The sequence below is a fragment of the Burkholderia sp. LS-044 genome (genome assembly GCF_004803625.1).
Taxonomy (GTDB): domain Bacteria; phylum Pseudomonadota; class Gammaproteobacteria; order Burkholderiales; family Burkholderiaceae; genus Burkholderia; species Burkholderia cepacia.
The window spans coordinates 118311-135548 of record NZ_SSWO01000013.1; the positions used below are offsets into that span (position 1 = coordinate 118311).

The 17238-nt window shown below is 66.5% G+C and carries 15 protein-coding genes; 4 read left to right on the plus strand and 11 right to left on the minus strand.

Features of this window, described 5'->3' with window-relative positions; translation table 11 throughout:
- Nucleotides 1-378: 378 nt before the first annotated feature.
- Both E9536_RS28795 and E9536_RS28800 read left to right on the plus strand, forming a co-directional pair.
- Nucleotides 379-639: a PAAR domain-containing protein gene (locus tag E9536_RS28795; protein ID WP_059492511.1), complete on the plus strand. Its 261-nt coding sequence runs from the start codon at nucleotides 379-381 to the stop codon at nucleotides 637-639.
- Nucleotides 636-2072: a hypothetical protein gene (locus E9536_RS28800; RefSeq protein WP_136471575.1), complete on the plus strand. Its 1437-nt coding sequence runs from the start codon at nucleotides 636-638 to the stop codon at nucleotides 2070-2072. Before E9536_RS28795 ends, E9536_RS28800 begins: the two co-directional genes overlap by 4 nt.
- A 54-nt stretch (nucleotides 2073-2126) precedes the next feature.
- Here E9536_RS28800 and tssF read toward each other — a convergent pair whose 3' ends face one another.
- The 3 genes from tssF to E9536_RS28815 form a co-directional block, all read right to left on the minus strand.
- Nucleotides 2127-3989 (minus strand): type VI secretion system baseplate subunit TssF, encoded by a 1863-nt coding sequence (tssF, locus tag E9536_RS28805; protein WP_136471577.1) that lies wholly within the window; start codon nucleotides 3987-3989, stop codon nucleotides 2127-2129.
- Between the two features lie 371 nt (nucleotides 3990-4360).
- On the minus strand, nucleotides 4361-4774 hold the full coding sequence (locus tag E9536_RS28810; RefSeq protein WP_027792143.1) for a DoxX family protein: 414 nt from the start codon (nucleotides 4772-4774) through the stop codon (nucleotides 4361-4363).
- A 7-nt stretch (nucleotides 4775-4781) separates the two neighbouring features.
- A complete protein-coding gene (locus E9536_RS28815) occupies nucleotides 4782-5135 on the minus strand; it encodes a hypothetical protein (protein WP_136471579.1) in 354 nt (117 codons plus the stop codon).
- Between the two features lie 645 nt (nucleotides 5136-5780).
- Here E9536_RS28815 and fliD point away from each other — a divergent pair.
- On the plus strand, nucleotides 5781-7283 hold the full coding sequence (gene fliD / locus E9536_RS28820) for a flagellar filament capping protein FliD (protein ID WP_136471581.1): 1503 nt from the start codon (nucleotides 5781-5783) through the stop codon (nucleotides 7281-7283).
- Nucleotides 7284-7454: 171 nt separating this feature from the next.
- Here the strand turns inward: fliD and E9536_RS28825 are convergent, their stop codons facing one another.
- The 4 genes from E9536_RS28825 to rbsK form a co-directional block, all read right to left on the minus strand.
- Nucleotides 7455-8102 (minus strand): hypothetical protein, encoded by a 648-nt coding sequence (locus E9536_RS28825; protein WP_027792145.1) that lies wholly within the window; start codon nucleotides 8100-8102, stop codon nucleotides 7455-7457.
- 791 nt (nucleotides 8103-8893) lie between these two features.
- Complete coding sequence (locus E9536_RS28830) at nucleotides 8894-9838, minus strand: dihydrodipicolinate synthase family protein (RefSeq protein WP_136471583.1); 945 nt, start codon at nucleotides 9836-9838, stop codon at nucleotides 8894-8896.
- Nucleotides 9839-9876: 38 nt separating this feature from the next.
- The gene (locus tag E9536_RS28835; protein ID WP_060085970.1) at nucleotides 9877-11196 is read right to left on the minus strand and encodes an MFS transporter; all 1320 of its coding nucleotides are present in this window, start codon (nucleotides 11194-11196) and stop codon (nucleotides 9877-9879) included.
- Between the two features lie 60 nt (nucleotides 11197-11256).
- Entirely contained in the window at nucleotides 11257-12183 is a 927-nt protein-coding gene (gene rbsK / locus E9536_RS28840; protein ID WP_027792148.1) for a ribokinase, read from the minus strand.
- A gap of 241 nt (nucleotides 12184-12424) precedes the next feature.
- Between rbsK and E9536_RS28845 the strand changes: the two genes are divergently transcribed.
- Entirely contained in the window at nucleotides 12425-13510 is a 1086-nt protein-coding gene (locus E9536_RS28845; RefSeq protein ID WP_136471585.1) for a LacI family DNA-binding transcriptional regulator, read from the plus strand.
- Between the two features lie 37 nt (nucleotides 13511-13547).
- Here E9536_RS28845 and E9536_RS28850 read toward each other — a convergent pair whose 3' ends face one another.
- From E9536_RS28850 to E9536_RS28860, 4 genes are all read right to left on the minus strand, one after another.
- On the minus strand, nucleotides 13548-14552 hold the full coding sequence (locus tag E9536_RS28850; RefSeq protein WP_247873526.1) for a lysozyme inhibitor LprI family protein: 1005 nt from the start codon (nucleotides 14550-14552) through the stop codon (nucleotides 13548-13550).
- Nucleotides 14553-14749: 197 nt separating this feature from the next.
- Nucleotides 14750-14905, minus strand: coding sequence for a hypothetical protein (locus E9536_RS41610; protein ID WP_168799582.1), 156 nt, complete (start codon nucleotides 14903-14905; stop codon nucleotides 14750-14752).
- 71 nt (nucleotides 14906-14976) lie between these two features.
- Nucleotides 14977-16098: a Fic family protein gene (locus tag E9536_RS28855; RefSeq protein WP_211097505.1), complete on the minus strand. Its 1122-nt coding sequence runs from the start codon at nucleotides 16096-16098 to the stop codon at nucleotides 14977-14979.
- A 94-nt stretch (nucleotides 16099-16192) separates the two neighbouring features.
- Nucleotides 16193-17110 (minus strand): LysR family transcriptional regulator, encoded by a 918-nt coding sequence (locus E9536_RS28860; RefSeq protein ID WP_021160675.1) that lies wholly within the window; start codon nucleotides 17108-17110, stop codon nucleotides 16193-16195.
- Nucleotides 17111-17238: the final 128 nt, after the last annotated feature.

Consider the following 17238-nt stretch of genomic DNA (forward strand, 5'->3'; position numbering starts at 1 on the left):
CGCGGCGCAAAAACTTATTCTCTCGAAACTGCGACAACGAATACCAATGAACCCGGCCCGGCATTCGTTTTTAAAATGACATAAAAATGTAAAATCATTTTGCGCCAAATGATGCAACCCTATTTTATGGCGCCATGGCAATTAGAATATCATCAGCTTGATAGCAAGTGCCAACCCCGGATTGGAACTCGGATAGAATGGCACACCAACCCTGATTTGCCTTTCTCCCTCGATCCGGCGTGTGCCGGACGTATTCAGCGGTGGGAGCCGCCACAAAACAGCATTAATTACCGACCACCATCCATCGGTCGTCGTAAACCTCGAATTAAATACCGATCGCTCGAAGCGGCATATTCAAAAACAGCAGGAGGCCTCAATATGACGCGCCCGTTTATTGTTCTCGGGGACAAACACAGCCACGGCGGCGTCGTGACCAGTGCGTCAGGCATTGCCAAAATCGACGGCAAGGGAATTGCCCGTCGCGACGACACGGTTACCTGCCCGCTTCATGGCGTCAATTTCATCGCTGAAGGCGACGACACCGCGATTATCGAAAGTCGCGCCGTCGCCCGGGATGGCCACAAGACGCAGTGCGGCGCGATCCTGATCGCCAGCCAGTCGAATACCGGCAGCGAATGAGCACGGCGCCCGACTCTCCGGCTGATCGCCCGGGCGGGCGATCGCCGGTTCGCGCGGCCGTCCGGGTGGCCGCCGCGTTCGTCTCCGTCTGGCTGATGGCCGGTGCGTACTGGAAAGCGACCGGCCACGTGCCGAGCCTGAAGGAACTGTTCATGGGCGGCGTCGGGGTGCCGCTATTGCTCGTCATCGGGGTGGCCAGCCTCCGCAGGGGCTTCGCACCCGTGCCGAGCCCGGCACCGAGGCCCGGACCGCAAGCTTCCGGCGTGCCGGCCGAAGCGGCTGCCGAGGATCCGTCGCTCACGTGGACGATGGCGCTGCTCGACGCCAGCCTGCGCCTGCCGGCGGGCATGCATGTCGAGGACGTGCTCGCGCTTGCCCGCGACGGGCGGGTCGTCGGCCTGCACCCGACGCTGCAGCGACCTGACGGCACGAAGGTGTTCGCGGCCACGGCCGCGTCAATCTGGAGCGACGCCCCTGACGACGGCATGCTGGCGCTCGACGTCATGCCAAGCGACAACGACGAGCAGCGCCGCGCGATGATGCTGGTAGCCGAAGCGATCGACGAGCTGATGGCACGCCATGCCACCACGCCCGTCACGCCGCCCGGCGTGACGTCGCAGGGCGCGGTACCGCCATTTGCGCTGCACCTTCTGCTGCCCGAGCGCTGGCGCGCCGATGCGCCGGCACTCACGGCCTGGCTCGACCGGCATCTCGAACGCGGTCGCTGGCGTCCGACCGTCGAGCCGGCACAAGTCACCTTCATTGCGCATCCGGTTGAAGCACTCGCCGCGCTCGATGCGCTGAACGTCGCGCTTCACCGGTCGCACGCGACGACCCGACATCTCGTACTGGCGTGCGATTCGACGTTAAGCCAGCCGACGGTGACCGCACTCGCCCATGCCGACCGGCTGTTCGCGCACAATCGCCCCGACGGCCAGGTACTCGGCGAAGGCGCGTGCGCACTCCTGCTCGCGCTGCCGATGTCGGCCGGCACGCCGGGCGCGCCGCTGATTCATCGGCTCGTGACCGCCGAACAGCGCTCGTCGACTGGGCAGCCCGACGGCGAGACAGTGGCCGGGCTGCTTCGGCAGGCCGTCGCCCGCATGTCGGACGCCGAACCGGCCATGACCGGCTGCGCACTGGTGAGCGACGCGGACCAACGCAGCAGCCGTCGCACGGAGATCGGCGATGCGGCGCAGCGCACGTGGCCCGACGACCCCGACGTCCGGCTGCGTTGCCGTCACCTTGGCATCGCGAATGGCGATGGCGGCGGCGCGCTGGCGCTCGGCCTGATCGCCGCCGCCAGTGCTCACGCAGTCGATGCGCAACGGCCAACGCTGGCCGTTTCGATCAGCGATCCGCTGATGCGCGGCGCGATCGTCGTCAGCCATGACATCGCACCCGACGCGGCCGGCGGCTCGGCTCATGCGTGACGGAAGACCGCCTTCTTCATGCGTGGCGGCACCGGCGCAGGTACACAGGTGCGCTCAAGTCAGGAATCCGTTGCCGGCGCGGCGCGGGCAGCGCAGCAACATGTCACCGGTACGGCTCGAGAAGACGATCAACTGGGTGAAGCTGCTCGTCGTCACGTGCAGGCGCAGGAGCCTGTCCACGACCTGCGCAAATGCATGAATGCCGGTACCCGTGCCGACGAATGCGTCTTCGTCGACGGTCAGGTGAAGCTCGATACCGCGGACGATACCCGCGAAGTTTCGCTCGGTGACCCACGCCGTCACTGCCTTCTGCGCAAGCTTCACGACGCCGTCGATCAGCCGGACCGATGAGGTCGACCGTTGCAGATCATGCAGCGCGAGCAAGTCGCGGAGAGGGCCCGCGCCACCCGTCAACGACACGGCATTGAGTGACAGTTGCGAAATCAGTCGCCACTGCGCCCCGCGTTCCTGCCGGGGATGCAACGACCGGGTCGGCCGGTGCAGCAACGTAATCCGCCGCGCAAGGCTGCCGCCTTCCATCATCAGGTCTCCCATCGGCGATCCGTAACCCAGCCGCTCGGGCAGATCGCCATTGCTGCAGGTGAGCCTGATGTCGAGTGCCGGTGGCGGCGCCCGGCGCTCGACGTCACCGCTCACGAACGTCAGCGTCGCGTCCTCGCCGGGACTGCCCGGCGTCGCCCGGCGATTAAGGACGGCTTGCCAGTAGAGTGCCTCCGCCCCCGCATGCCGCCCATGGCGCAGCGAAGGCAGCGGGTCGAGCACCACGGCCTGGTTGCCTTGGGGCGACGCCTTCACCTGCGCGACCGAGTCCACCGAATAGATCGTGCACGCATGGGCACTCTGCTCATCCGCCTCCAGCGCGTATGCGTCGGCAGCGTCCGACGTGCTCGATCGCTCGCCCAGTTTGCCCACCGCCTCGAACAGGTTGACGACGGGCGTACAGCCCGGCACCAGGTGACTCGCGTCGAGCGCCGCCAGTACCTGCGCGGCGGCGGATTCGGCCGGAATGTTCTTCAACACGACATGAATGCCGAACTGCCTGCCGCCCAGTCGGCCGGCCTGACGCAGATCGCAGTCGAAGAAGCCGAATTTTTCCGGGTACGCGAAAAACTCCGTCAGCAGCAGGTAGGCCGGGTCCGCCGATTCGGGATACGGGACGAGACTGTCCGCACGGCCCAAGCCTGCCGCAGTGCAAGGCGTACCGTCGAGTTCGATCCACCGGCCGCCGTGAGCCGGCTCGACATAGGCGCGCAACGCCTTCATCGACAGCGCGTCGCGAAGCGCCGCGGTCAAGCCGGGCGCGCCTTGCGTGTAGAGCCGTATCGAATCCACGTTCAGCTCGGCGATCGACAGATGGGCGGATTGAATCGCGAACGTCAGCGAGATCAGCGCCGTCGCACCGGCAGGCAGGCGCAACGTGCGCGGCACGTCGGCTATGGAGCGGAACTTCGCCCCCGTCAGCTGCAACGGCGAAAGCGTGACGTCATACGCAGTCCGGAACAATATCTTGGATCCGTTGAGCGGCCGGCTGTAAAGCTGCGTACCGCGCGGCACTGTGACGGCGGCGGACATCTGTGCCGCCCGGCCGCTATCCATCTCGAAGTGCGCGATCGAACATGACGGAAACGCGCGCAAGTAGTGCGGGTACAGCGTCTCGAACAATGCCTCGGTAAACCGCGGATAGTCGTCGTCGATATGGCGGGCCGTACGTGCCGCCATCAACGCAAACGACTCGACCAGACGCTCGACGTGAAGGTCCATGCTGCCGCTGTCCATCCCGCCGGTCAGCGACAGCCGGCTTGCAATCTTCGGATAGCGCGCGGCGAACTCGCGCACGTATTGCCGCAGGAAGGTTAGTTCCCGTTCGTAGTAGGACAGCAAGTCTTCCGGACTCATACGTCGTCGTTCTCCGTCGGCAATGTCCTGAAGCAGACGATTTATGCGAGACGCCGCGGTCGTGCGCCCGGTCGCTGCCGATACGCATTGCAAGCAGCAATGCGTGTGCGCTGCGGCCTCGCGCGCGTCACCGGAATCGTCCGAATGCGAGGGCAGAACATGGGCAGCACATTGAAACGCGATGCGAAAACACCTGAGTCAACGCGGCGTGAACAGCGTCACTGTGCACGCGCAATCATGTCCGGAACCTGTTCGTTTGGCAACGCAGCACCCACGCCGCACGCGCCACACGTCACGCCCCGCCCACAAAAACAAAACCCGGCGCACTTTCGTGCACCGGGCTCCGAGCCGGACAGAAACGCCGCCCCGCCTTACTTCCGGTCGAGCGAATACCGTCCCGGCCCGGTCAGTGCGAGCAACAGCAGCCCGCCGATGATGCTCACATTCTTGTAGAAGTTGATCATCGCCATGTATTGCTCCATCCCCTGCAGCGCCCAGTAGCGATGGCCGATCAGCGCGGTCGCGAGCGTATAGGCGGCGAACACCAGTGCGAGCGGACGCGTATAGAAGCCGGCCGCGATCAGCAGGCCGCCGACCAGCTCGACCGCCACCGCGATCACCGCGGCCAGTTCGGGCGCCGGGTTCCCCGTCGACGCCATGTACGCGACGGTGCCCGAGAAGCCGTTCAGCTTCTGCCAGCCGAACAGCACGAACAGGATCATCAACAGCACGCGAGCCGCCAGCAGCAGCTCGTCCTTCTTCGACTCCAGCGAAACGTAACGCATAGCAATATCACCCTTGAATTGACGGTTTGATGCATCCGGTGCCGGGAGGCGCCGAATCACTCCTCGCACGATCGGACAGCAGGCCGGAGCGCCCGCCGCCGAAGAATCCGTCGGGTTGCGCCGTTCCCGGCGCGCTTCCGATCGGTTCTGGCGAAGCACGGGTGCAGTCTACTGTCTCGCCAGGAATCATCAATCCGCCAAAGAAGGATTCGCTGTCTCCCTTGAGTGGACAATCGAAGACAAAAACGCCGACAGCCAAAGGTCGGCAGGCAGTGCAAATCAACCCGCCGCATGTTTCCGGAACACGGAAACGCCCCGCTTCTTTCAGGTCACCTGATTCAATCGATATTTTCGGCTTCAATTGACACAAATCGGTCACAACCGCGCATATCGAACTTGTCATTAAACGGCGGGTTCAATATCGATTCACAAAGGCCGACTTGATTCCCGCAACTCGACCCGCATTGCAATCGACCGGGCATTCTGTTTCATAAAAAATCTCATGGCCCGGAAACGAACATCCGCAATGCGAAAACGTTTCGCGGGCAGGCGGACTGGAATCGCCGGTGACGCATGTCGTCCGTCAGACAAGGATTTCAGCCCGTCATCGACCAGGAAACACCCTTTCCACACACCGTCGATCGATCCGATGTTTAGCAGAATCAGCGCAAAACCTTGACCAATCATTCTCGCCCTTTGCCAGTTTTCAACACCGGGAAAAATGCTTGAATAAATACAGCCAAAACGGTGTGTTTACGGCAAAAAATCGCAGACCTTTAGCCCTCACTCAAACACCCCGTTCCCGTCTGCATTTTTCTCAACATGCATTACAAAAAATTACCAAGTAATACCGATTTAAATATACGATAGCGCACGTCCTTACGTTTTCCCGACACTCCCGTGAACCCCGGGAACGCGTCGCGCCGGACGCGCCCTGCCTTCGAAGCGCCGCAGGCCGATCCGGCAGCCGCTCGTCACGGGATCGTCATTCAACCGGAGACCACCCATGGCAACGAACACGCCCGTGACCAGCGGCGCGAACACGAACAGCCTGTTGCAACAGGCGGCGCAATCGATCATCAACGGCTCGACCGGTAATCCGTCGATGGACGTCGGCACGCTCGTCAAGACGCTGGTGAACGCGAAAACCGCCGGCCGGGCCGCGGCGCTCGCCGCGTCGCAGACCACCGGCACGACGCAGATTTCCGCATTCGGCGCGCTGTCGTCGGCGCTGGGTGCGCTCGAGGCGGGCCTCGCCTCGCTGACCAATGGCGGGCTGCAGTCGACGTTCACCGCGATCGCGAGCGGCAAGGGCCTGACCGCGACGGCGGGCGCGGGCGCGGTGGCCGGCACCTACACGATCGGCGTCACGCAGACCGCGACCGCGCAGGCGCTGGCTTCGTCGGGCTTCGACGGGAGCAAGGCGCTCGGCACCGGCACGCTGACGCTGTCGCTCGGCAGCCAGTCGTTCAAGGTCGACGTCACCGGCACGAACAACACGCTGTCGGGCATCGCGGCCGCGATCAACTCCGCGGCGAATAACCCGGGGATCAGCGCGACCGTGATCAACGGCACCGACGGCGCGCACCTCGTGCTCGCGTCGACGAAGACGGGCTCCGCGAACGCGATCAGCGTCGCGGTCGGCAACGTGGCCAACGACAACGGGCTGTCGAACCTCGGCGTCACGTCGACGGCGGACACGACGGGCGGCGCGTCGAAGATCGAATCGGCGAACAGCGCGGCCGCGTGGCGGCAAAGCGCCGTCGCGCAGGACGCGAAGTTCACGCTCAACGGCATCGCGTCGACCAGCGCGAGCAACACGGTGTCGGGCGTGCTGAGCGGCGTCACGCTGAACCTGTCGGCGGCCGCGGTCAGCGCGACCGACACGCAGACGCTGACGGTCAGCACCGATACGAAGTCGCAGGCGGCCACGATCACGAACTTCGTGAACCTGTACAACACCGTCGTCAAGACGATGGGCGCGCTGTCGAGCTACACGGAAGGGGCGAGCTCGCAGGGTGCGCTGATCGGCGATTCGACGCTGAACACGATCCGCAACTCGCTCGCGTCGATCGTCGCGCGCGGTGTCGTGAACGAGAACGGCAACGGACACACGAACCTGATGGCGATCGGCATCTCGCTCGAGAAGGACGGCACGCTGAAGGCCGACAGCGCGAAGCTCGACAGTGCGCTGTCCAACAACCCGTCAGGGGTCGCGCGCCTGTTCAACTCGACGAACGGGATGGGCAAGCAACTGACCGACCAGATCGCGCCCTTCACGAAAAAAGGCGGGATGATCGAAGTGCGCACGAACGCGCTGAGTGCCAACCTGAAGCGCGTCACGCAGCAGCAGACGGATCTGGCCGACTACGCCGCGCAATTGACCAAGCAGTATCAGGCGCAGTTCACGGCGCTCAATACGCTGATGGCCAAGATGAACTCGAACACGCAATACCTGACGCGGCTGTTCGGCGGCGCCAACAGCAGCGGCACGCTGGCGAACAAGTGATGCGCGCCCGGGCCGCCGGATGATCGTGGCGGCGGCTGCCGGTCAATGGATCGACCGGCTCACGCCGCCGTGCACGGCGTCCCGCCTGGACACATCACGCAGACGCCGGCGGTGCGCAAGCATGCGCCGGGCGCCCTTCCGCGGTTCGCTCCGTCACGGCAGGCCGTGCGGTCAGCCGAGACCTTCGACGCGATCGGCAAACAAATCGATCGCACGCGACACCTGACGCCCGAAATAGCCTGGCCGTTCGCGCTCGTATGCGCGCAGCAGCGACGTGCATTCACGCTCCGCCCAGCGCCACACGGGGCCCTGTTTCGCGAAGACCGGATGACCGTGCAGTTCGGCCGGTACCGCGTGCTCGTCGTCCCAGCCCCAGAAATACGCCTGGTACGCACGTGCGTACGGCATCCCCAGATGGCTCGCCACGGTCTCGTCGTGGCGCAGCGTGAAATCGACGATTTCCTTGCGCGCACGGCCGCCGATATCGTCATGACGCGCCTCGATCCAGCAGTGATACCTCGCGAGCTGCGACAGATGCCGCGCGGTGCGGCGCCGCTCGCGCGTCGTGCACAGCGCATACAGGTTGCCGCCGCCGAAATCCAGCACCTCCCCACCCGCGAACGGCCGGTACGGCTTGCCGGTCAGCAGCGTCAGCACCTGCGCGCCGACGATCGCGTAGTCGGCACATCGCATGTAGCCGCTGCGCGTCGTCGCTTCCGACACGCTCCGGTGGACGACCTCATCGATCACGGCATGCAGCATGGGATCTACCGGTGCCGCCAGGATCGGTGGCTGGCTTGTCGTCGTGACGTGTTGCATGGGAAGCGGATGCGGATTCAACGGTTCGTCGGGAAAAGCGCTCGGCGGCGCGATATTACGAATCGTTACAAGAAACGATGAGGGGGGATGATCAGATTTGTGTGCTTTTGTCACCCGATGTGAACATGCACCGGTCAGCCGGCGGCGGCAGATCGCGGGGCACAACGCGTCGGACGGACGAGCGGCGGCGCCGCGGTTGGGGCTTGGCTTGGCTTGGCTTGGCTTGGCTTGGCTTGGCTTGGCTTGGCTTGGCTTGGCTTGGCTTGGCTTGGCTTGGCTTGGCTTGGCTCGGCACCGGCGCTTGAGGCTTGAGGCTTGAGGCTCGGCGCTCGCGGCTCACAGCTCGCGGCTCGCGGCTCGCGGCTCGCGGCTCGCGGCTCGCCGACGGGATAGTGCGATGAAACGGATGAAGGTGGGACCGCGCGTCGGTGCCGTGTCGACAGCCCATCGTCATTCATGACGACGGGCACCCCTGACCGTCGACGAATGCAGCGGCCCCGCCGCGACAGGTACCCTTGCCGCCCTCGACAGCATAGAAACGGCCGATGGATTCGCCGCGCCATACGTTGGGGCCGAGCACGCGCCGGGTTCACATCATCGGCGATCGCGGATACGCCACCAACACCGCTTGTCGCGACGCGTACACAACGCAACGCATCGCGACAAACCGACCGTGCTTGCAGCCACCGTGCGCCGCCCTGCGCCTCCCGACGCCCGCACGCGCAAGCATCCGCCTGTACGGCACGCGATGCCGTCGCGCACCGCAGAACACGGACGGCACACCACATACCCTATTGCGCAGCGATCCGACGACGGAAATGCTCGGTGCCGGCCACGATCTTGTCGAGCACCGCATCGAGTGCCCAGAATCGTTCACGCACGTCGTAGTCGATCGCACGGCAGCGGATCGACGCGAAGGTGCCGATCCGCTGGTGATAGAGCTTCGCGAGCGCCGGGTACCCGAGCGCCTCCGACACAGCCGAGACGACCAGGAACGTCGAAAGCTCGTCGGCCAGTTCGGGATGCGCATCCCCTTGCGTGCGCAACCACCGGTACAGATCCGGATGAAAGTTGGTGAACACGCCGTTGAAGCCGGCGGAACCCGCCTTCATCGCATCCCGCGCGATCGCGGCATTCGCGTTGAGGATCTTCAGCGGCGAGCCCTCGGCGAGCGCGACCCGCCGCTTCACCGTTTCCAGGTCGCAGCTCACGTCCTTGAGCATCACGAACCGGCCCGTGTCGATGCACGCGCGCAGTTCGTCATCCGACAGCAGCCGCCGGTAAGGCGCCGGACATTCGTACAGCCCGAGCGGCAGGTCCGACGGCAATCGCGCAAGCAGCCGGTGAAGGTGGTCGAGCAACGCGGCACTGCCCTGGCGCTGCGGATCGAGGCGGTTGGTCACGAGCACGACGCCCTGCGCGCCCGATTCGGCCGCCGCGCACAGCTCCGTGGCCTGCGCGTCGAGATCGTCGCTGATGTGCCCGGACGCGACGACGGGCACGCGCCCGGCTACCCGCTCGACCACGAAGCGCGCGAGCTCCGCGCGTTCGGCCAGACTCAGGAACTGCATCTCGCTCGATTGCGCGACCGCGAACAACGCATCCGCGCCGTGCGCGAGATACCACTCGATCAGCCGCTCGAGCCCTGCGTAGTCGATCGCGCCGGCATCGTCGAACGGCGTCAGCATCACCGGGACGATCCCTTCGATGGTCACGTTCGCTTGCTGCTGTTGCATCTGTTTCTCCTTGCTTCAGTGAATGCGGGGGGGCAGGCTCACGCGGGCAACGGCCCGGGCGCGGCGTTCGCGGCCTGCTCGGGAATCGGCTTGCGCACCAGCAGCAGATAGGCGATCGCACCCGCGAACGCGATCGCCGCGGCGGTCAGCAGCGCCGGCACGAACGACCATTTCTGCGCAATGATGCCCGTCAGGATCGGCGCAAGCGCACCGCCGACGAAGCCGCCGAAATTCTGGATCGCGCCGAGCGATGCGACGCGGCTCGGCGGCGCGGCCGCCGTCGCGAGCGCCCACGAGCAGGCCGACGCCGCGTTCGCGAGAAAGATCACGACCGAGATGCAGGCGAGCGCCACCGTGTTGCTCTGCACGAGCGCGGCCGGGATCGTGAAGACGACCATCCCGAGCATCGCGACCACCACCGCATTGCGCCGGCTCACGACCGGCGAACGGCTGCGGCGCGTAATCAGGTCCGACACCCAGCCGGCCACCAGCGAGCCGACGAACCCGCACAGGAACGGCACCGACGCGGCGAAGCCCGTCCGGATCAGGCTCATGTGGCGTTCCATCGTCAGGTAGCCCGGCAGCCAGGTCAGGTAGACCCAGTTCAGGTACACGGATCCGAAATAACCGATCAGCATCCCCCAGGTCGTGCCGTGCGAGAACAGGCTGCGCCATTCGACGAACGTCAGTTTCGGTGTCGCGGCCACGCTTTGCGCGTCGGCATCGAGGTAGTTGCGCTCGGCGGCGGACAGTTGCGCGCGCACCGGATCGCGATACAGCGCGAACCAGACGACGGCGACGACGAGGCCGAGCGCTCCCGTCGCGATGAACGCCCAGCGCCAGTCGAACGACGCGACGAGGATCGACAGCAGCAACGGCGCGAGCGCGGTGCCGAGCGGCGACGCGGCGTTGAAGATCCCGGTCGGCGTGCCGCGCGCGCGCAGCGGAAACCAGTTGCTCACCACCCGCGCGGCCGACGGGAATTGCGGCGCCTCGCCAATGCCGAGCACGATGCGCGCGACGATGAACCAGCCGAAAGTCGACACGATGCCGCCCGCCGCCTGCGCGAACGACCAGACGATCAACCCGACGCCGAGCAGCCGGCGCGGCCCGATGCGGTCGACGAGCCCGCCGACCGGAAACTGGCACAGCGCATAGCTCCACGAGAAGGCCGACAGCAGCAGCCCCATCTGCGCGAGCGACAAGCCGAGATCGCCGCGGATCGCCGCGCTCGCGACGGCCAGCGTGCCGCGATCGAGGTAGTTGACGATGCCGCTCGCCATCAACAGCGCGAGCGCGATGCGTTGCCCGCGCCGGATACGCGGCGGTGCGGGCGGGACGGTCGGGGTTTCGTTCATTGCGGTTGTCTCCATGTCACTGGTATCGGCCGGTTCCGGCCTGTCCGTCTGATGCGGCATTCAGGGTTCGAGGCGCGCCACTTCCTCGCGCGTCGGAATCGAGGTCTGCGCGCCGTGGCGCGTCACGCTGATCGCGGCGGCGCGCTGGCCGAAGCCGATCGCGTCGTCCATCGATGCGCCGCCCGCGCGGGCGGCCGCGAATCCGCCGACGAACGTGTCGCCGGCCGCGGTCGTATCGACGGCGGCCACCGTCATCGCCCGCAGGCGGCCGTTACCGGCGCCGCCGCGCCAGCAGACGCCGCGCGCGCCGAGCGTCACCAGCACGTTGCCGACGCCCTTCGCGCACAGCGCATCGGCGGCGCGCACGGCCGATGCGTCGTCGCCGACGGCGATGCCGGTCAGCGATTCGGCTTCGGTTTCGTTGACGACGAGGTAGTCGACCCGTGCCAGCAGCGCGTCGAACAGCGGCTGCGCGGGCGCGGGGTTGAGCAGCACCGGCGTGTGGTGCGCGGATGCACAGGCGATGGCGCGCGCGACGGCGGCAACCGGCACTTCGAGCTGGCACACGAGCAGCGCGGCCTCGGCGATCGCATCGCGCGCCGCGTCGATCCGGTCGGCGTCGAGGCGCGCATTCGCGCCGGGCACGACGACGATGCTGTTCGCGCCGCCCGCGTCGACCGTGATCGTGGCCACCCCGGTCGCCGTGCCGCCGATCCGGCCCAGGTGCGTCACGTCGATGCGTTCGGCCGCCAGCGCATCGTGCAGGCGCGCACCGAACGCGTCGTCGCCGACGCAGCCGATCATCGCAACCGACGCGCCCAGCCGCGCGGCCGCGACCGCCTGGTTCGCCCCCTTGCCGCCATGAACGGTCTGGAAATCCGTGCCGAGCAGCGTCTCGCCCGGCACCGGCAGGCGCGGCGCGCGCGTCACGAGGTCGATGTTCACGCTGCCGACGACGGCGATGCGCGGTGAAAGGATATCGCTCATTTTGCAATGTAACCGCTTACATTCGCGGCGGACAAAATGGCCGAATCGGCCGTCGTCGATGAAAATCTCACGATATGGATAGAATATGTGTCTGACATAATGCGGAAGCACGTCAAGATAGCGCTTACATTCTCACAGGGTCGAGCGGGAATGCAAGCGGTGCCACCACGAATCGAGGGTAAACAATGACGCATATGACAACGCGGGGCGCCTTCACTGCCGCCCCGCCGGGAGCCGGCCGATGAGCACGCCTCCGTCCCGTGCCGGCGCGCCCCGGGCGCGCCGCGGCAGCGGCCGCTCGGTGCTCGGCGATGTCGCGAAGCTGGCCGGCGTATCGACCGCGACCGTCTCGCGTGTGTACAACGATCCCGGCAAGGTGTCGGCCGACGTGCAGCAGCGCGTGCGCGACGCGGCGCGCGCGCTGAACTGGATTCCGAATGCGGCGGGCCGCGCGCTCGCGTCCACGCGCACCCACATCACGGGCGCGATCATTCCGACACTCGACGACCAGGTGTTCGCGTCGCAGGTCGCGGGCATGCAGACGGTCATGGCCGAGCACGGCATCACGCTGTTCCTCGGCTGCTCGAATTACGATCCCGCGCAGGCGCTGGCCCAGGTGCGCGCGATGCTGTCGCGCGGCGTGGAGGCCGTGTCGCTGGTCGGCGAAGCGTATCCGCCGGAACTGTTCGAACTCCTTGCGATGCACCGCGTGCCGTACGTCGTCACTTATGCGTATCGCGACGACAGCCCGCACTGCTGCATCGGTTTCGACAACCGCGCGGCATTCGCGCGGCTCACCACCCACCTGCTCGACCTCGGCCACCGCGATTTCGCGATCATCATGCAGCCGTCGGCCGACAACGACCGTGTGCAGGCCCGCCTGCGCGGCATTCACGACACGCTCGCCGCGCGCGGGCTCGCGGTGCGCCCCGTCCATCAGCACGAGGGCGCGGCCACGATCGCCTTCGGGCGGGCGAGCCTGCGCGCGATCGCGAACAGCGATGCGGCGACGCGGCCGACAGCCGTGATCTGCGGGAACGACGCGCTCGCGCTGGGCGCGCTGCTCGAGGCGCAGGCGCTCGGCATCGACGTGCCCGCGCAATTGTCGATCACCGGGTTCGACGACGTCGCGCTCGCGCGCGAAATCCAGCCGCCGCTGACGACGATGTGGGTCGACACCGACGCGATCGGGCGCCAGGCCGCACAGGCCTTGCTCGACGCGATCGAGAACGGCGCGACGAGGCCCGGTCATGCCGTCCTGCCCGAATTGCGTACGCGGGGATCGGCTGCGCCACCGGCGCACGCGCGCGCAGCGGGAAAGAAATGAGGCCGCGCCGGGCAGCTTCGGCCGCCCGGCCCGCTCGTCACTGCATCACGTCGACCGGCAGCGTCTTGTCGAGCCTGTCGTGCCACGCCTGGATCGTCTTCGGCACGGTTTTCTTCCACGCGGGCACGTTCGAGTAATAGCGCATCCGGACGTTGCTCTGCGCGTCGAACACGAGCAGCCCGATCCACAGATCGTTGCCGCGGCGCATCACGATCGCGGCGTTCGTCGTCGCGACGCCGCGCACCCAGTACGACGTCACGTGCGCGTTCAGCCCGTCGAGATCCCTTGCTTCGGCACCGTAATTGACGATGTCGACGAGCGTCTGGTAATCGGCGCCGAGCAGCTTGTGCGCGGTCGCGTTCTGCTGCGCATTCGCGAGCACATCCAGGCTCACGAGATCCGCCGGCGGCTTCGCCTGCATCTGCGACGCCGTCACATAATCGCCCGAGTAGACGACGCCCGCACCGGCGCCGCATTCGCCGTCGGCGCCGTGCTGCGCGACCTGAACGCGTGCACCCTTGAGGCTGAAGTCGAGACGGCATTGATCGTGACTGAACGTGCCACTATTGCCGTGCAGTTCGATATCGCCGCCAAGTTCGCCGGTATTCGCGCCGTTGTTGCCGCTCAGCTCGAAATGCAAACGTGGCGCCGTGCCGGTGAACGTCAGCACACCACCGAACGACGGATTACCACTGTCGAGATACCACGTCTGCTGCCAGCGATCGGCGGCCAGCGGCCTGCCGTTCAGGCTCGCGAGCCGTTCGCGGTAGCGGTCGCCGAGGCACAATTCGTCGGCGCCGCACCGGTCGCGCTGCTTGAGCCACTTCAGCTGCGCGGCCTTCAGCGCGGCCGTGTCGCCGCCTTTCACGAGCGCCTGCTTCCACGCCGCCGCGAGGTCGCCGTCGAGCTTCGATAGCGCCGCATCCGCGCAGATCGTCTTCTCGGTTGGCGAAGCGGCCTTCGCGCAGTCGAAGCCGGCCGCGTGCGCGGCGGCCGGCAACAGCGTCAGCAGCGCGGCCGCCGCGACGGATCGCACACGCATGTGCAATGCATCGCCGGCGGAAATCGCGGTTTTCACGCGAGCATTCAATTGGTTCTGGAGGATCATCGGCTTGGATCGTCGCTGGATCGCGCGCCTGTAGAAGCTACCTGCACGCGGCATTCGAGGTAAAAACGCCCGGCCCGGCATGGAGCGCATGCCGTTGCTCGCCGAAGCCTAACCCGAATGCGCGACGCCGATCAATCGACGTTCGATGTCGGCGCAACCATCGCGGCGGCCTCGCTGCATTGCACGATGCCGTCGCGCAATGCGGCTTCCGCGGCGGCATCGACCGACAGGATCGATGCGCACGCAACGATCAGTTCGAGCCCGCGGCTCGCATGGTGCCCCTTCACAGGCCGCACAGCGTGATCGCGTTGTGGCGCCTGCCGGCCTTCCGGATCTGCGGGCCGATGCAATATAGCGGTCAGCCGTCGAACGGCACCAGCTCGTAACTCGTGCTCCGGCCGCCGGACGACGAGCGTTGCAGCACGCCGCGCTCGACGAGTTCAGTGATGTCACGCAGCGCCGTATCCTGCGAGCACTTCGCGAGCGCCGCCCACTTGGTGCTCGTCAACTTCCCCTCGAAGCCGTCGAGCAGGCGATTCATGACCTTGGCCTGACGCTCGTTCATCGCGACGCCGGCACATCGTTGCCAGAAGCGCGCCTTGACCAGAACGGCATCGAGCGTCGCATGCGCGTGATCGATGGCCCGGCCGAGCGCGGTCAGGAACCACGCGAGCCATTCCGTGACATCGAGCGAACCGCGCTGCGTACGCTCCAGCACGTCGTAATACGCGTTGCGCTCGCGCTGGATTTGCGCCGACAGGCTATAGAAGCGTTGCGGACTGCGGTCGGCACGCGCCAGGATCAGATCTCCGAGCGCGCGCGCGATGCGGCCGTTGCCATCGTCGAACGGATGGAGCGTGACGAACCACAGGTGGGCCAGGCCGGCCCGGATCAGCAGGGGTTCGACCGGCGCGGCATTGAGCCAGGCGAGCAAGCGCCCGGTTTCGTCGGCGAGGCGCGCGGCGGGCGGCGCCTCGAAATGCACGCGCTGCCGGCCGATCGGCCCGGATACGACCTGCATCGGCCCGGTCGCATCCGTGCGCCAGCCACCGACCGTGATCCGCGACATCCCCGAGTAGCCGGTCGGGAACAGTGCCGCATGCCACCCGAACAGACGGGCTTCGGTGACCGGCGCCGCCGCATGGGTGGTCGCGTCCAGCACCATGTCGACGACGCCCTCGACGTGGCGGTCGACCGGCGCCAGCGCGCCGATATCGACCCCGAGCCGACGCGCGATCGACGACCGCACCGATGCCACGTTCAGGCTTTCGCCCTCGATCGCACTGGTCTTGACGACGTCCTCCGTCAGCGCGGCCAGGCTGGCCTCGTCGCGCAGCGCCAGGCCGACGTCCGCCAGCCGCCCGGCCAGCATGCCTTGCGCACGGCTGACGTCGGCGAGTGGCGTTGCCAGTGCAGGCAGGTCGAAGCGCCATGCGGGCCAGTCGGCCAACGCCCAGATGAAGGTGTAATCTCCGCTCATGATGCGGAGATTATCCCACCGATTCACCGCATGGCTCAACATTCTCCGCAAATCATGCGGATAATAAAGCCTCCATTCCCCGCAAACCGGCCCGCTACCGCGCCCGACCCGCCCCGCCCTTCGCCGCGGGCGCAGCCTCCCCGAGCCGTTCCGCGAGAAACCCGATGAACGTGCGCAGCGTGACGAATCCCTCCCGATGCTGTGGGAACACCGCGTTGAGCGTGATCGGCGACGGCGCATACGCGTCGAGCACCGGCACGAGCGCGCCGCTGTCGAGCGCCGCGCCGACGATGAAGTGCGGCAGCAGCGCGATGCCGAGCCCCGCGATCGCCGCGTCGCGCACCACTTCGCCGTTGTTCGCGACGAGCGGCCCCTGCACGTCGAACGTGCGCGCCGCGCCGTCGACGCGGAATTCCCAGCCGATGCGCCGCTCGCGCCCGTACAGCAGGCACGTGTGGCCGGCGAGATCCGCCGGCGTCTGCGGCGTGCCCTGCCGCTTCAGATAGGCGGGGCTCGCGCACGCGACCATCCGCCACGCGCCCAGCGGGCGGGCGATCAACGTCGAATCCTCAAGCGAGCCGATCCGCAGCACGAGATCGAAGCCCTCGCCGATCAGGTCGACGCGCCGGTCGGTCAGGTCGAGGTTCAGCCGCACGGCCGGGTGCGCGGACAGGAATTCGGCGATCAGCGGCGACACGTGCGTGATCCCGAACGACAGCGGCGCGCTGATTTTCAGCGACCCGTGCAACTCGGTGCTGCGCACCGACATCGCCTGCTCGGCGTCGGCGATTTCCGCGAGGATCCGCTGCGCGCGCGCATAGAACTCCTGCCCCGATTCGGTCACCGCGAGGTTGCGCGTGTTCCGGTGCAACAGCCGCACGCCGAGCGACGCCTCCAGCGCCATCGTGCGCCGGCTGACGAACTGCTTGGACAGCATCAGTTGATCGGCCGCCGCCGTGAAGCTGCCCGCATCGACCGTCGCGACGAAGATCCTCAGGTCGTTGATTTCCATATTGTCTACTCCATAGCGACAGTCATTATCTCTACAGCCATTTATTTGTCAAATCGATTGACCTAAGATTCACCTCAACGAACGGCCGGTCCCACTTCCGAGGTCCGGCGTCTTGAGGAACAAAAATC

What these genes read in the sequence shown, in the direction of transcription:
- E9536_RS28795 (WP_059492511.1), top strand. Translation starts at nt 379, where the DNA reads ATGACGCGCCCGTTTATTGTTCTCGGGGACAAACACAGCCACGGCGGC.
- E9536_RS28800 (WP_136471575.1), top strand. Translation starts at nt 636, where the DNA reads ATGAGCACGGCGCCCGACTCTCCGGCTGATCGCCCGGGCGGGCGATCG.
- tssF (WP_136471577.1), bottom strand. Translation starts at nt 3,989, where the DNA reads ATGAGTCCGGAAGACTTGCTGTCCTACTACGAACGGGAACTAACCTTC.
- E9536_RS28810 (WP_027792143.1), bottom strand. Translation starts at nt 4,774, where the DNA reads ATGCGTTACGTTTCGCTGGAGTCGAAGAAGGACGAGCTGCTGCTGGCG.
- fliD (WP_136471581.1), top strand. Translation starts at nt 5,781, where the DNA reads ATGGCAACGAACACGCCCGTGACCAGCGGCGCGAACACGAACAGCCTG.
- E9536_RS28825 (WP_027792145.1), bottom strand. Translation starts at nt 8,102, where the DNA reads ATGCAACACGTCACGACGACAAGCCAGCCACCGATCCTGGCGGCACCG.
- E9536_RS28830 (WP_136471583.1), bottom strand. Translation starts at nt 9,838, where the DNA reads ATGCAACAGCAGCAAGCGAACGTGACCATCGAAGGGATCGTCCCGGTG.
- E9536_RS28835 (WP_060085970.1), bottom strand. Translation starts at nt 11,196, where the DNA reads ATGAACGAAACCCCGACCGTCCCGCCCGCACCGCCGCGTATCCGGCGC.
- rbsK (WP_027792148.1), bottom strand. Translation starts at nt 12,183, where the DNA reads ATGAGCGATATCCTTTCACCGCGCATCGCCGTCGTCGGCAGCGTGAAC.
- E9536_RS28845 (WP_136471585.1), top strand. Translation starts at nt 12,425, where the DNA reads ATGAGCACGCCTCCGTCCCGTGCCGGCGCGCCCCGGGCGCGCCGCGGC.
- E9536_RS28850 (WP_247873526.1), bottom strand. Translation starts at nt 14,552, where the DNA reads ATGCGTGTGCGATCCGTCGCGGCGGCCGCGCTGCTGACGCTGTTGCCG.
- E9536_RS28855 (WP_211097505.1), bottom strand. Translation starts at nt 16,098, where the DNA reads ATGAGCGGAGATTACACCTTCATCTGGGCGTTGGCCGACTGGCCCGCA.
- E9536_RS28860 (WP_021160675.1), bottom strand. Translation starts at nt 17,110, where the DNA reads ATGGAAATCAACGACCTGAGGATCTTCGTCGCGACGGTCGATGCGGGC.